15 protein-coding genes and 1 pseudogene are annotated in these 12,859 nt (G+C 62.7%); 10 read left to right on the plus strand and 6 right to left on the minus strand.

All coding sequences use genetic code 11. The features are described from left to right. Nucleotides 1–68: 68 nt before the first annotated feature. The 4 genes from HX830_RS10155 (at nucleotide 69) to HX830_RS10170 (ending at nucleotide 3,370) form a co-directional block, all read left to right on the plus strand. Complete coding sequence (locus tag HX830_RS10155; RefSeq protein WP_177099993.1) at nucleotides 69–746, plus strand: class I SAM-dependent methyltransferase; 678 nt, start codon at nucleotides 69–71, stop codon at nucleotides 744–746. 141 nt (nucleotides 747–887) lie between these two features. Further along, nucleotides 888–2,021 (plus strand): ribonuclease D, encoded by a 1,134-nt coding sequence (rnd, locus tag HX830_RS10160; RefSeq protein WP_177099995.1) that lies wholly within the window; start codon nucleotides 888–890, stop codon nucleotides 2,019–2,021. Further along, complete coding sequence (locus tag HX830_RS10165) at nucleotides 2,018–2,311, plus strand: YcgL domain-containing protein (protein ID WP_103498672.1); 294 nt, start codon at nucleotides 2,018–2,020, stop codon at nucleotides 2,309–2,311. The genes rnd and HX830_RS10165 overlap by 4 nt, the downstream gene beginning before the upstream one ends. Nucleotides 2,312–2,437: 126 nt before the next feature. After that, nucleotides 2,438–3,370: a D-2-hydroxyacid dehydrogenase gene (locus HX830_RS10170; RefSeq protein WP_177099997.1), complete on the plus strand. Its 933-nt coding sequence runs from the start codon at nucleotides 2,438–2,440 to the stop codon at nucleotides 3,368–3,370. Nucleotides 3,371–3,503: 133 nt separating this feature from the next. On the opposite strand, the gene HX830_RS10175 is transcribed toward HX830_RS10170, so the two are convergent. Continuing rightward, nucleotides 3,504–4,097, minus strand: a complete 594-nt coding sequence (locus HX830_RS10175; protein ID WP_103498674.1) for a nitroreductase family protein — start codon at nucleotides 4,095–4,097, stop codon at nucleotides 3,504–3,506. Between the two features lie 155 nt (nucleotides 4,098–4,252). On the opposite strand from HX830_RS10175, the gene HX830_RS10180 reads away from it, so the two are divergent. Further along, a complete protein-coding gene (locus HX830_RS10180; protein ID WP_177099999.1) occupies nucleotides 4,253–4,702 on the plus strand; it encodes a YcgN family cysteine cluster protein in 450 nt (149 codons plus the stop codon). Nucleotides 4,703–4,726: 24 nt separating this feature from the next. After that, nucleotides 4,727–5,965 carry a hypothetical protein gene (locus HX830_RS10185; protein ID WP_177100001.1) on the plus strand — a complete coding sequence of 413 codons (1,239 nt, stop codon included), beginning with the start codon at nucleotides 4,727–4,729 and terminating at the stop codon, nucleotides 5,963–5,965. Between the two features lie 3 nt (nucleotides 5,966–5,968). On the opposite strand, the gene HX830_RS10190 is transcribed toward HX830_RS10185, so the two are convergent. Together HX830_RS10190 and HX830_RS10195 are read right to left on the minus strand one after the other, a co-directional pair. Beyond that, a complete protein-coding gene (locus HX830_RS10190) occupies nucleotides 5,969–6,436 on the minus strand; it encodes an RNA methyltransferase (protein WP_007926908.1) in 468 nt (155 codons plus the stop codon). A 48-nt stretch (nucleotides 6,437–6,484) separates the two neighbouring features. After that, the gene (locus tag HX830_RS10195; protein WP_177100003.1) at nucleotides 6,485–7,192 is read right to left on the minus strand and encodes a glutathione S-transferase family protein; all 708 of its coding nucleotides are present in this window, start codon (nucleotides 7,190–7,192) and stop codon (nucleotides 6,485–6,487) included. A 126-nt stretch (nucleotides 7,193–7,318) separates the two neighbouring features. On the opposite strand from HX830_RS10195, the gene HX830_RS10200 reads away from it, so the two are divergent. Continuing rightward, the gene (locus HX830_RS10200) at nucleotides 7,319–7,900 is read left to right on the plus strand and encodes a TetR/AcrR family transcriptional regulator (RefSeq protein ID WP_152738275.1); all 582 of its coding nucleotides are present in this window, start codon (nucleotides 7,319–7,321) and stop codon (nucleotides 7,898–7,900) included. Between the two features lie 21 nt (nucleotides 7,901–7,921). Continuing rightward, nucleotides 7,922–8,623, plus strand: a complete 702-nt coding sequence (locus HX830_RS10205) for a glutathione binding-like protein (protein ID WP_103498679.1) — start codon at nucleotides 7,922–7,924, stop codon at nucleotides 8,621–8,623. Between the two features lie 12 nt (nucleotides 8,624–8,635). On the opposite strand, the gene HX830_RS10210 is transcribed toward HX830_RS10205, so the two are convergent. After that, a complete protein-coding gene (locus HX830_RS10210) occupies nucleotides 8,636–9,565 on the minus strand; it encodes an HD-GYP domain-containing protein (RefSeq protein WP_177100005.1) in 930 nt (309 codons plus the stop codon). A gap of 231 nt (nucleotides 9,566–9,796) precedes the next feature. On the opposite strand from HX830_RS10210, the pseudogene HX830_RS32465 reads away from it, so the two are divergent. Then, nucleotides 9,797–10,849: pseudogene (locus tag HX830_RS32465) on the plus strand (methyl-accepting chemotaxis protein); the annotation flags it as partial. Between the two features lie 141 nt (nucleotides 10,850–10,990). Continuing rightward, on the plus strand, nucleotides 10,991–11,704 hold the full coding sequence (locus HX830_RS32470) for a methyl-accepting chemotaxis protein (RefSeq protein WP_371317489.1): 714 nt from the start codon (nucleotides 10,991–10,993) through the stop codon (nucleotides 11,702–11,704). 3 nt (nucleotides 11,705–11,707) lie between these two features. Here HX830_RS32470 and HX830_RS10220 read toward each other — a convergent pair whose 3' ends face one another. Both HX830_RS10220 and HX830_RS10225 read right to left on the minus strand, forming a co-directional pair. Further along, a complete protein-coding gene (locus HX830_RS10220; RefSeq protein ID WP_103498682.1) occupies nucleotides 11,708–12,082 on the minus strand; it encodes a YajD family HNH nuclease in 375 nt (124 codons plus the stop codon). Nucleotides 12,083–12,132: 50 nt separating this feature from the next. Next, nucleotides 12,133–12,819 carry a spermidine synthase gene (locus tag HX830_RS10225; RefSeq protein ID WP_152738287.1) on the minus strand — a complete coding sequence of 229 codons (687 nt, stop codon included), beginning with the start codon at nucleotides 12,817–12,819 and terminating at the stop codon, nucleotides 12,133–12,135. Nucleotides 12,820–12,859: the final 40 nt, after the last annotated feature.

A 12,859-nucleotide genomic window follows, 5' to 3' on the forward strand; every position in this document is an offset into this window, starting at 1 on the left:
ACCCCCTCAAACCGATCCCGTGTGTTCGACCCGCCCGGCACAGGTCCACCCCCGAGAGTTTGCAAGTCATGCCTGCGCAGCCACCCTCAACCGATGAGCTTGAACTTGCCCGCCAGCATGCACGCGAGCATGCCCGGGCTCGCCTGGAGAAGTCTCCCCACGGCCTGATCCGGCGCCTGGGGTTGGCGCGGGAAAAACAGTGGGTGCGCCAGGCGCTGAAGCTGGCCGGCGAGCCCGGCTTGGTCCTCGATCTGCCCAGCGGTACCGGACGTTTCTGGCCGGTGCTGGCCGAGCGCGGCAACCGGGTGATCCTCGCGGCCGACCCTTCGCAGGAAATACTGGATCAATGCGCGGTCCATCATCCCGTCGATCTGCTCCAACGGGTCAGGACCTTTCAAAGCTCGGTGTTTGCCATCGGCTTGCCTGAGAATGCGGTGGACTGCATTTTCTGTATGCCGTTGTTCCAGCATCTGGGCGACAGAGAGCACCGGCTGGTGATCCTGCGTGAGTTCCACCGGGTCAGCCGCGACACCGTGATCCTCTCGTTATGGATGGACGGCAAGGTCATGGCCTGGCATCGGCGGCGTCAGGCTCAGGCGTATGGCCAGGACTCGCAACGCGTGCTGTTCGGCAAGGCGCTGGTCGAAGGGGAATTCCGCGAAGCCGGCTTTGACATCATTGGTCACCGCGACTTCTTTCCGGGTTACGCCATGCGTCGCCTCTATGTGCTGCGCAAGAACAGTTGATCCTGGCGTGAACACTTCAAATCGCTAAGTAAGACTATTCTTTTCGTTCAGTCAGCTCTTTCGTCTCGGCACTTGCAGAGTGAGTGCTCGCAAACCCCGGTGGCGAGATATACTGCGTGCCATTCTTCAAGGGAGAGCCGTGTGGCCATCGATATTCACTGGATTCGCGACAACGATAGCCTCGGTCGGCATTGCGCCCAATGGCAACAGTTACCCTTTGTTGCCCTCGACACCGAATTCATGCGGGTCGACACCTTTTATCCGATTGCCGGACTGATCCAGATCGGTGACGGCGAGCGTGCCTACCTGATCGACCCCCTGACCATCGATCAGTGGCGGCCCCTGGCGGCGTTGCTCGAAGACCCGGCCGTGGTCAAGGTCGTGCACGCCTGCAGTGAAGACCTCGAAGTGCTGTTGCGCCTGACCGGCAGCCTGCCGGTGCCGCTGTTCGACACCCAGCTTGCCGCCGCCTACCTGAACCTCGGTTTTTCCATGGGCTATTCGCGCCTGGTGCAGGAAGTCCTGGGTATCGAGCTGCCCAAGGGTGAGACCCGTTCGGACTGGTTGCAGCGTCCGCTGTCGGAAACCCAGGTCAGCTACGCCGCCGAAGACGCCGTGCACCTGGCCGAGGTCTACACCCGCCTGCGCCCGAAGCTGTCGGACGACAAGTACGCCTGGGTCCTGGAAGACGGCGCGGAACTGGTGGCCAACCTGCGTCGCGAGGTCGACCCCTACGAGGTCTATCGCGAGGCGAAGCTGGCCTGGAAGCTGTCCCGTGCGCAATTGGTCGTGCTGCGCGAGCTGTGCGCCTGGCGCGAACGCGAAGCCCGCGCCCGCGATCTGCCGCGTAACCGGATCATCCGCGAGCACTCCTTGTGGCCGTTGGCCAAGAGCCAGCCGGACAACCTGGTGGCCCTGGCCCGCATCGAGGACATGCACCCGCGTACCGTGCGCCAGGATGGCGAGTTCCTGCTGGAGCTGATCAAGCAGGCCGGTAGCGCGCCAATCGACCAATGGCCACCGGCGGTGCCCGAGCCCTTGCCGATCGAAGCCTCGGCGCTGGTCAAGCGCCTGCGTGCCCTCGGTCAGGCCGAAGCCGAACGCCTGGGCGTTGCGCCGGAATTGATGCTGCGCAAGAAAACCCTGGAAGCGCTGATCAAGAGCGGCTTTCCCCATGGACCTTACCAATTGCCCGATTCGCTGCGTGGCTGGCGCCGCGAGTTGATGGGCCAGGCGCTGCTCGACAGCCTGGCCACTGCCGGAGAACAGCCTTGAAACGTATTTGCTCCATCTACAGAAGCCCGCGTCGGAACGAGATGTACCTCTACGTGCTCAAGAGCGATGCTCTGGAGCGCGTTCCGGAAAATCTGCTGCTGGCCTTCGGTAAACCGCATCATGCCTTCGACCTGGTCCTGACACCCGAGCGCACGCTGTCGCGCGAAGATATCCACCAGGTGCTGGAGAACCTCGAGAAGCAGGGCTATCACCTGCAGATGCCGCCGGCCGAAGACGAATACATCGAACATTTGCCCGAAGAGCTGTTGCGGCGCAATGATCCGATCTGACGGACATCTCTGAGTGCTCTGTCCGGAGTGCTCGACTCAAATGGACTGTATTTTCTGGCAGTGGCCGATGACGATGGAGCGAACTCCGTCGGCGGCTGCCTGCACTGTTTTTGAAAGGTTTGAACCATGCGCGTTCTGATTGCCGAACACGACCACGCCCTCTATGCCAGCTTGCTGCAGCAGATGGCCCCGGAACTTGAAGTCATGACCAGCAGCGATTCGGCCACGCTGTCGAGCATGGCGGCCGATTGCCCGGTCTGGCTGGGGCAGCCGGACCTGTTGGCAACCCTGTTGCGTCAGGGGCACGGCCCCCGGTGGTTGCAATCGACCTGGGCCGGTGTCACCCCGCTGCTGGCCGAGGGCCTGCCACGGAACTACCGACTGACTCGTGCGGTGGGGATTTTTGGCCAGGTGATGGCCGAGTATGTGCTGACCTATATGCTGGGGCATGAGCGTGAGGTCCTGGCCCGCCTGGTCAGCCAGGTCGAGCGCAAGTGGGACAACCGCATGGGCCAGAGCCTGGCGGGGCGCAAGGTGCTGATTGTCGGCGCCGGAGATATCGGCCAGAGCGTTGCGCAGTTCCTGCAACCCTTTGGGGTCGAGTTGTATGGTATTGCCAGTACCGCGCGGGAGCAGGCACCGTTTATCGAGGTGGCGGCGCTCGAAGCCCTGGGTGAGTGGGTTGGCAAGGTGGACTATGTGATCAACCTGTTGCCGAACACGCCCAATACCCATGATCTGTACGATGCGGCGTTGTTCAAGCGCTTCAAGCCTACCGGCCTGTTTATCAACGTCGGGCGCGGCGTGGCGGTGGTCGATGCGGACCTGGTGGAGGCTTTGAAGGAAGGGCATCTGGCGGGGGCAGTGATCGATGTCTGCCGGCAGGAGCCGTTACCGCAGCGTCATCCGTTCTGGACGGCCTGGGGGTTGTTGTTGACCGGGCACAGTTCGGCACCGACTTCGCCGGGGATGATGGTGCAGTTGTTTGTCGAAAACCTGCGGGCCTATCAGGCCGGGGAAGCGTTGCGCGGGGAAGTGGATTTCGAGCGCGGGTATTGATGGTCCCGGTTTGCAGGGCTGGCCAGGCACCTTGTAGGAGCATGGCCAGCCAGCGAAGGGGCCTTCAAGATCGCTAAAAGCTTCGCGGGCAAGCCCTGCTCCTACAGTCCGCGGTGGAGCGGAACTGCGAGGGTTACAGGCTGAAATCGCCTTCAGCCACCAGCGTGCTCAGCGGCTGGCGTGGGCTTGGGGTTTCGCGGGCCTGCAGGTAATCCGGCAGGCTCGCCTTGTCGCCCAGCTTGCCGATGGCCACTGCCGCATGCAGTGCATAACCTTCTGGAATCTTCAGCTCGCGGCGGGTCAGTTCCTGATCGAAGCCGGCCATGCCGTGGCTGTGCCAGCCGCTGTTGCTGGCTTGCAACGCCAGATGGCCCCAGGCCGAGCCGGTGTCGAAGGTGTGCCACAGCGCCGGGGTTTCTTCGCTGGCGCCGGGAGCGGTGAAGGTGGTTTTCGAAATCACGATCACCAGGGCCGAGGCGTGTTGCGCCCAACCACGGTTGAATTCGTTCAGCAGGCCAAGGAAACGTTCCCAGTTCGGCGTGTCGCGGCGGGCGTAGAGAAAGCGCCAGGGTTGCGAGTTATAGGCCGAAGGCGCCCAGCGGGCCGCTTCGAAAAAGCTCAGCAGGGTTTGTTCCGGGATGCTCTCGCCGGTAAAGGCGCGCGGCGACCAGCGCTGGGTGAACTGGGGATCGATCGGGTGATCGGCGATGCGTGGGTTGATGCTCATGGCACAGTCCTGACTGGGGAAAATTAGCGAGAAAGCTACTGCGCCGCAGGCGGCCTGACAAGCCTTGTTCAACCGATAGTCGCCGACGCTTGGCCGCAAAGGCTTGGCGCACTAGACTGGCGGCCTTTTCACTCCCCGATGCAGATGTCTGAACCATGGCCGCGAAAGTCGAACCCTTCTGGAAACGCAAGACCCTCGAGCACCTCGATCAGGAGGAATGGGAGTCGCTGTGCGACGGTTGCGGCCTGTGCTGTCTGCAAAAGCTCGAGGACGAAGACGACAACAGCGTCTATTACACGCGCATTGCCTGCAAGCTCCTGGACCTGAAAACCTGCCAGTGCACCGACTACGCCAAGCGTCGCGACTCGGTGCCGGACTGTATCCAGCTCACCCCGGGCCAGGCCGACCAGTTCAAGTGGTTGCCGCCGACCTGTGGTTATCGCCTGGTCAGCGAAGGCAAGGACCTGCCGCTCTGGCACCATCTGGTCTGCGGTGACCGCGACGTGGTGCACCACGAGCGGATTTCCCAGTCCGGGCGCATGCTTGCCGAAGGCAGCGTGCCGGAAGAGGACTGGGAAGATCATCTGATTTTCCGCGCCGGCTGATGTCCGCCAACCCCGAGGAACTCCATGTCGTTACCTTGCAGGCTGCCGGCGTTCCTGCTGCTGATGGTGTTCAGCGGGCTGGGTTGGGCCGGGAAAAAAGTCGACCTGGACTATCGGGTGCGTCTGTTGCCCCAGAGCGACCAGGCTGAGGTGCGCCTGACCCTGGCGCAGGGTTCGGCGGTGCGTAGCCTGGATTTCGATCTCGGCAACCAGGATTACTACAGTGACTTCATGGCCGACGGGCAGTGGCAACTGAGCTCCGGGTCTACGCCGGACAGCCGCCGTGGTGTCTGGCATCCGGCATCGGGCAAGGCCAGCCTGAGCTATCGGGTCAGTCTCAACCATCCACGTAGCAACGGCACGTTCGAGACGCGGATGACGCCGACCTGGGCACTGTTGCGAGGCGAGGACCTGGTACCGCCGGCCCATCTGGATCAGCACGACGGCACCGAACTGGTCTCGCGCCTGGAATTCGAATTGCCCGGCGGTTGGAAAAGCGTCGAGACCGCCTGGCCGCGTATCGGCAAGCAGCGCTTTCGTATCGACAACGTTTCACGCCTGTTCGACCGGCCGGTCGGCTGGATACTGGCCGGCGACCTGGGCAGCCGGCGGACCCGCCTGGGTGAAACCGATGTCACGGTCGCGGCGCCTCGGGGCGAAGGCATGCGGCGCATGGATGTGCTGACGCTGCTGACCTTCGTCTGGCCCAAGCTGCAGGAAGTGTTTCCGCGCAATCCCGGAAAGTTGCTGGTGGTCGGGGCCGGGGAGTCGATGGCCCATGGCAGCCAGGCGGGTCGCGATTCGATCTACCTGCACAGCACCGCCCCGCTGATCAGCGAGTCCGGGGACAGTGCCTTGGTGCGCGAGCTGGTTCATGTGTTCGGGCGGATCAATGACAGCCAGCACAGTGACTGGGTCGGCGAAGGCCTGGCTCAGTATTACGCGATCGAGTTGTTGCGCCGTGCCGGTGGGATGAGCGAGGAACGTTACCAGGCGTTGCAGGTGCGCTTGACCCGGCTCAGTCGCAAGGTCGGCACATTGCGGGGGGAACAGGTGGACAGGGCGACGGTGGCACGGGCGGTGTTGCTGTTGCAGGAGCTGGATCGCGAGATTCGCCAGCAGACCGATGGCAAGCGTTCCCTCGATGATGTCAGCCGGGCGGCGATGCGCCTGGATACCGTCAGCACCGAGGAATTTATCCAGCTGTGCGAAAGCGTGATGGGTGAGCCGTCGAAGGTGCTGGCGAGCGGGCTGCTGAAGTAAAGCCTAGAACTTCGGACCGGAACGGGTGTTGTTACCCTTGGCCAGGCGGTCGTACAGCACCACATTGACCGTCGCCGCCAGGTTCATGCAACCGGTGGTCGGGATATACACCACGTCTTCGCACCAGTCGCGGATGTCCTTGTCCAGCGAGCCGTCTTCCGGGCCGAAGATATACAGCGCCCGATCCGGATGGGTGTATTCGGGCAACGAGCGCGCACCTTCTACCAGTTCGACGGCCACTGGCACGCAGCCCAGGGGCAGGATTTTCTTCAGGTCGTCGATGCCGATCAGCGGAATGTCCTGGTGGACTTTCTTGGTGTCGGTGACAAAGTCCCGCGCCCGCTCGTAGCGTTTGCCGGTGTAGAACACCGAAGCCACGCCGTAGCAGCCAGCCGCACGCATCACCGAGCCGACGTTCTCCGGTGACTTGGGGTTATACAAACCAATGCAGCTGTACCTTTTGTTTGCCACGAGCCGGGTGCCTTCCAGGAAAAAGACGCGATTATACCGGCATCTCCGTCAGCTCGTGGTGTCGGGATAGTTCGAAGGGAACAGCGCCCGTCGGGTTTGCTCGTCGTTGACTTGCTTGAAGGCGTGGCTCTTGCCCACTTGGCGGGCGCGGGCCACGGCTGGCCGCGCGTCGATGCGCTGGAACCAGGCCGACAGATGGGGGTAGGCCGCCAATGGCGATTCTTCGCCTTTGAGCACGCGGGCAGCCCGATCGATCCAGCCCCAGGCCGAGATGTCGGCAATCGTATAGCTGTCACCGACGATATAGCTGCGCCCGGCCAGGTGCCGGTCAAGTACCCGGTAGTGCCGCTCGGCTTCACGGCGATAACGATTGATGGCGTAAGGGATGCTTTCCGGGGCCGAGTGCTGGAAGTGCACCGCCTGGCCGGAAAATGGTCCCAGGCCCGTGCCGATAAACATCATCCACGACAGCAGTTCGCCCCGATCGCCGGGTTCACCGCCGAGCAGTCCGGTCTTTTCACTCAGGTACAGCAGGATCGCGTTCGAGTCGAACACCCGGACTTCGCGGCCGTTCGGGCCTTCGGTATCGAGGATTGCCGGAACCTTGCCGTTGGGATTGATTGCCAGGAACTCCGGGCTGTGCTGCTCGCCCTTGCTGGTATCGACCGGAACCAGCTCGTAGGGCAGCGCCGTTTCTTCAAGAAACAGGGCGACTTTGGCCGGATTGGGCGTCGGGTGGAAAAAGAAACGGATCATGTCGAAAGGTCCTGGCAGATGTTTTGGATCGAGTGTTATAAAATAGGACGAAACGCTGGCGCGTGGCAATCGTCGTTTGTTTCAACGAATATCTGCGCTACTTCAATTTGAATCCATGTGTGAGTTATGGCGCGACCAAGAGAATTTGACGAGGCCAGGGCAATGGAGGCGGCGATCCGCTGCTTCTGGGCCCGTGGCTACGAGGCCACCTCCGTACGGGATCTGGCGCTGGCCATGGGGATTACCGGGGCCAGCCTGTACAACGCCTTCGGTGACAAGCGCGCGCTCTTCGGCCTGGCCCTCGATCACTACATCAAGCGCGGCTTCTGCGAGCGTTCCGTGCGCCTGGAGCAGCAACTGCCGCCCCGCGAAGCCATCCAGACGTTCTTCAACGAGATCATCGAACTGTCCCTGAGCGATCCTGAGCACAAGGGCTGTTTCATCGTCAACGCGGCCCTTGAGGTGGCGCCCCACGATCCGGAGTTCAAGGCGGTACTGGCCAAGGTCCAGGAGGGGATGGAGAGCTTTTTCCGGCGCTGTATCAGTGCCGGCCAGGCCCAGGGCAGCATCAATGCGTCACAGCCGGCGGAGGATCTGGCGCGTATGTGCCTGGCGGTGCTGATGGGACTGCGGGTGCTGGCCCGCTCAAGGCCGGAACGGGAATTGCTGGAAGGGCTGGTGCGACCGGTCTTTGGGTTATTGAAATAGTGCGTCTACGAGGGGAATCGCATGATTGAGCTCTACTACTGGGCTACGCCAAACGGCCACAAGATCACAATGTTCCTGGAGGAGGCGGGTCTTGAGTACCGTATCCATCCCGTGGATATCGGCGCCGGCGACCAGTTCAAGCCGGAGTTCCTGGCGTTTTCGCCGAACAACCGCATGCCGGCGATCATCGACACCGCGCCCGCCGATGACGGCGAGCCGATCACGGTGTTCGAGTCGGGGGCGATCCTGCTGTACCTGGCGGAAAAGACCGGGCAGTTCCTGCCCGCCGATGTGCGTGGGCGCAAGACCGTGACCGAGTGGCTGTTCTGGCAGATGGGCGGCCTGGGGCCGATGGCCGGGCAGAATCACCATTTCGGGCTGTATGCGCCGGAAAAAATACCCTACGCCATCAACCGTTATGTCAATGAGACCAACCGTCTCTACGGTGTGCTCGACCGTCGGTTGCAAGGGCGTGAGTTCATTGCTGGCGAGCATTATTCGATCGCCGACATGGCCTGCTATCCCTGGGTAGCGCCGTGGCAGCGTCAGCAACAGAATATCGAGGATTTCCCGGATCTGAGTCGCTGGCTCCACGCTATCGAACAACGTCCGGCGACATTGCGCGCCTATGCCCGGGGGGAGCCGTATTCGCGGCGTGCCACGGAGACGGAAGACGGCAAGAAAATCCTCTTCGGCCAGACCGCCAAGGGCCCGGCCGCCTGAGGCTCAACCCGGTTAGTGCGGGCGAGAGCTCGCTTGCTCGCGCAGCACCGGGACGAATTGGTGTTGCACCAGGCGCTCGATCAATTCGACATCGGCCTCGGGGCTGAGGTCTTTCGCGCTGCCAGAGGTGCCGGTGGCCTCCAGCTCCAGCACGCTGTCTGGTGTCTTCTGCAGCAGCAGATAGTCGGCGCCGCAATTGCCGCAGAACACATGGTCGCCTGCGCGGTGCGCGCGCTTGAGTACCACCGTCGGTCCGCACATGCCGCAGTGCCGCAGGGGAATGCCCTGGTCGGTATGGCCGATGATCGGGCTCAAGACACCCGGCTCCCCCAACTCGATAAACAAGGCGCCGAAGTGCGCATCGAACTGGCTCCCCAGGTTCTTGCCGATGATCTGCAATGCCTGTGCCTGCGGCATGCCCGCACGATAGGGGCGGGTGCTGGTCATGGCATCAAAGGCGTCGCAGATACCGACGATGCTCGCCAGGTGCGGAATCTCGCCGGCCTTGAGCCCCAGGGGATAACCCCGGCCATCCGGCATTTCGTGGTGCAGGCGCACGGCATCTTCCACCAGCGTGGCCAGGGGGTGGGCATGCAGCAGCCTGAAGCCGATATCGGGGTGGGTCTTGATCACGGCGTACTCCTCGTCGCTCAAGGGGCCGGGCTTGCGCAGCACAGCGTCGGGAATACCAACCTTGCCCAGGTCATGGACAAAACCGCCCAGGGCGATCCGCGCCACTTCCTCCACCGCGAAGCCGGCTTTTTTCGCCAGCAACTCGCAAAACTGCGCCACTCGCCACAGATGTCCGCCGGTATAGGGATCACGCGCCTCCACCACCCAGGCCATCACCAACAGGCTCGACAACAACTCCTGTTCCGGACGCGAAACCTGCGCCGGTTGGCGGGCGCCCAGCAGATTTTGAATCAGTTGGTTCAGTTTCATCGAAGACGCTCTCGGTACAGGAATAAAGGAGGAAGTCGCATACACTGGTACTTTGCCCTGTTGAGAAGGTATAGGGCTTTAAATTACAAACGTTTGAAAAAATCTTGGCCTTGTGTTTTAGATCGTTCGATTTAGAATGCCTGGCATCTCGACGTGCCTCAAGGCATTTGGCGCATTGCCTCGCCGGTTGACGGCTTCACAGGAGAGTTCGTTATGGTCGCTGACTGGTTGATGGGCGCTTCGGTACGTCGCAAGTTGACCCTGGGGTTTGGCATCGTGTTGCTGCTCACGGCGCTGCTGAGTGCGATTGCCTGGTACAGCATCGGGCAACTGACGATGCGCAGCGAGGCGTTGGTGGACAGTGTCTCGCTGGACACCCAGATCGCCGCCGTGCGCCTGCAGGAAAACGAATTCGACCGCACCGGGCAAAGCGCGGCGGTGGATGCCTATGCCGGGCAGATGCAGGCGTTGTATGCCGGTGTCGACAAGCTGCAGATGAGCCTGGAAACCGACGCACAGACGACTCTCACACGTATCCGCGAGGTGGCCCGGGCCTATCAACAGAGTTTTGCCGAGTTCGTCGCGGCCCGACGCCAGGCCCGGGAAGCGGAAAAGGCCATGGTGCCGGTGATGGAGACTATCGCCGAGCAGTTGACGCGTTTGCGTACCCAACTCTTCCAGCAGATGCGCAGCGATCCGGCGGTCACCATCGATCAGGCGCAGGCGGTGGCCGAGCTGCAATGGCTGATGGCGCAATTGCGCGATCAGGTGCGTTTGTATATCGCCGATCCACAACCCGAGGCGCAGTTGCGCGTTTCGCAGATGGCCGACCGCATTCGCGTGCAGGGCAACGACTTGTACGGGCAACTGCCGGGTGATGCTTTGCAGACACCCTTGCTGGGCGCGTTGCAGGCGGCGGTGATCTACCAGGATCGGGTCGTGGACTTCAGCGCCAGCGTGCTCAAGAGCCAGCAGGCCAAGCAGGCGATGCTGGCGCAGGCGGGTGACTTGCAGCAACTGAGTGCAGCGGTCTATCAACTGCAACTACAGGGACGCGCTCACGATGTACGGATGGCCCGTGGCGAGCTGCTGCTGGCGGGCGGGTTGGCGCTGTTGCTGGGCTTGCTGTCCGCCTGGGCCATGACCCGGCAGATCGTTCCGCCGCTCAAGCGGACCCTGACCCTGGCCCGGCAGATCGCCTCGGGCGACCTGACCGGTAACCTGGAAAGCCATCGGCGTGACGAACTGGGGCAGATGATGACGGCCATGCGGGAAATGGCCGGGCACCTACGCCAACTGATCGGCAGCATCGGCGCAGGCACGCGTCAACTGACCCAGGCCGCCGAAGGCTTGTCGACGATCACCGCCCATAGCAGCGCGGGAGTCTCGCAGCAGCGCCAGCAGACCGAAGAGGTTGCCGGCGCCATGGGTGAAATGGTCGACAGTGCCCAGCATATCGCCCGTAACGCGCAGCAGGCCTCGGAGGCGGCGCAGGCGGCCGAGCGGCGCAGCGTCGAGGGCAACCGCGTGGTGACCCAGGCGATCGAGCACTTTGAAGCCTTGGTACTCAACGTCGATCGTTCCGCCCTGGCGATGGAGCGTCTGCGTGAAGACGGTGAACGTATCGGCGGGGTGTTCGGGGTGATCCGCGAGGTGGCGGAGCAGACCAATCTACTGGCCCTCAACGCCGCCATCGAAGCGGCTCGCGCAGGTGACGCCGGGCGGGGCTTTGCAGTGGTGGCCGATGAGGTGCGGGCGCTGGCCCAGCGTACCCAGCGTTCCACCGAGGAAATCGAGGGGTTGATCGCGGCCCTGCATGGCGGTACCGAACAGGCCACGGCGATCATGCGCCAGAGCCAGGACATGAGCCTGTCCAGTGTGATCCTGGCCCGTGAGGCCGGTGGCGTGCTCAGTGAAATTCGCCAGTCGGCGTCGTTGATCCAGTCGATGAACTCACAGATTGCCACGGCTGCCGATCAGCAAACCCGCGCCTGCGAACAGATCAGCGGCAATCTGGCCCGCGTGCGCGATATCGCCGACGAATCGGCGCAGTCAAGTGCCCGCACGGCGACGGCGAGCCTTGAACTGTCGCGCCTGGGTGGCGACCTGAACGTGCTGGTTCAGCGATTCACGGTGTAGCTTTTACTCGTCTTTCTTCATCAACCCGGCCAGCGCCGCGAACGGGTTGTGGGTGGCCTTGGCGATCTTCGGGCTGCTCAGGGAGCCGTCGCCGAAGTATTGCTGGTCGGTGTAGCGCGAGTGCTCGTTGTCATGGCAGAACAGGCACAGCAGTTCCCAGTTGGAACCGTCCTGCGGGTTGTTGTCATGGTTGTGGTCGCGGTGGTGCACGGTAAGCTCGCTCAGGCGCTTGCCGGAAAATTCACGGGCGCAGCGACCACACACGTGCGGATACATCTTCAGCGCCTTGTCGCGATAGCCCATCTCTTTATCGCGTTTCGCATCGGCCAGGATGCGGTCCAGCTTGGCGGTATGGGAGGGAGGGTTGGCCGAACTCATGGGGTCACCTTGTCGAATAGGTTAATGACGGTTATGCGGCAAAGTTTAGCTCAGTTCTTGAGCTTCTCGGCGATCCAGATGGTGTGGCGCGTGCCCTTGTTGCCGTGGGCATAGACCTGGACTTCCTCGGCCTTGAAGCCGGCCTTGCGCAGCTTGTCGCTGAAGTGGCTGTCGGCGCTGGCCGACCACACCGCCAGCACGCCCTTGGGCCGCAGGGCCTTGGCACAGGCGCTCAGGCCGCCCGCCGAGTAGAGCCAGCTGTTGGCTCTCTGGGTCAGGCCTTCGGGGCCGTTGTCGACATCGAGCATGATCGCATCAAAGCCGTTGGGCTCGGCCTGCAGGACCTTGGCCACGTCTTCCAGGCGGATCACCGTGCGCGGGTCATCCAGCGGCCGGCCGGCTTTTTCCCCCAGCGGACCGCGGTTCCATTCGACGACGCCGGGCACCAGTTCCGCGACCACGACTTCGGCGGTCTTGCCCAGGTGCTTGAGGGCCGCGGCCAGGGTGAAGCCCATGCCGAGGCCGCCGATCAGCACCCGCGATTGCGGCCGGCCGGCGACCTTGCGGCAGGGAATTTCCGCCAGGGCATCTTCGGAGCCGTGCATGCGGGTGTTCATCAATTGCCCGCCGTCACCGCCCTGGATCTTGATCACGAAGTCTTCGCCATACTCGAACAGGCACAGGGCACCGCCGTTTTCAGGAATCGGAGCGGTGTCCAGCAGAACGAAACGTTTCATGGAAATCTCATTGGGAGGGGCAAAATAGCCGCGTTGCGAG

Origin of the sequence: Pseudomonas gingeri, assembly GCF_013385425.1 — a bacterium.
Classification (GTDB): domain Bacteria; phylum Pseudomonadota; class Gammaproteobacteria; order Pseudomonadales; family Pseudomonadaceae; genus Aquipseudomonas; species Aquipseudomonas gingeri_D.

Coding starts and splice junctions, on each gene's coding strand:
- HX830_RS32470 (WP_371317489.1), top strand. CDS start 10,991: ATGGGTGAAATGGTCGACAGTGCCCAGCATATCGCCCGTAACGCGCAG.
- HX830_RS10225 (WP_152738287.1), bottom strand. CDS start 12,819: ATGAAACGTTTCGTTCTGCTGGACACCGCTCCGATTCCTGAAAACGGC.
- HX830_RS10200 (WP_152738275.1), top strand. CDS start 7,319: ATGGCGCGACCAAGAGAATTTGACGAGGCCAGGGCAATGGAGGCGGCG.
- HX830_RS10180 (WP_177099999.1), top strand. CDS start 4,253: ATGGCCGCGAAAGTCGAACCCTTCTGGAAACGCAAGACCCTCGAGCAC.
- HX830_RS10220 (WP_103498682.1), bottom strand. CDS start 12,082: ATGAGTTCGGCCAACCCTCCCTCCCATACCGCCAAGCTGGACCGCATC.
- HX830_RS10205 (WP_103498679.1), top strand. CDS start 7,922: ATGATTGAGCTCTACTACTGGGCTACGCCAAACGGCCACAAGATCACA.
- HX830_RS10185 (WP_177100001.1), top strand. CDS start 4,727: ATGTCGTTACCTTGCAGGCTGCCGGCGTTCCTGCTGCTGATGGTGTTC.
- HX830_RS10170 (WP_177099997.1), top strand. CDS start 2,438: ATGCGCGTTCTGATTGCCGAACACGACCACGCCCTCTATGCCAGCTTG.
- HX830_RS10210 (WP_177100005.1), bottom strand. CDS start 9,565: ATGAAACTGAACCAACTGATTCAAAATCTGCTGGGCGCCCGCCAACCG.
- HX830_RS10195 (WP_177100003.1), bottom strand. CDS start 7,192: ATGATCCGTTTCTTTTTCCACCCGACGCCCAATCCGGCCAAAGTCGCC.
- HX830_RS10175 (WP_103498674.1), bottom strand. CDS start 4,097: ATGAGCATCAACCCACGCATCGCCGATCACCCGATCGATCCCCAGTTC.
- HX830_RS10155 (WP_177099993.1), top strand. CDS start 69: ATGCCTGCGCAGCCACCCTCAACCGATGAGCTTGAACTTGCCCGCCAG.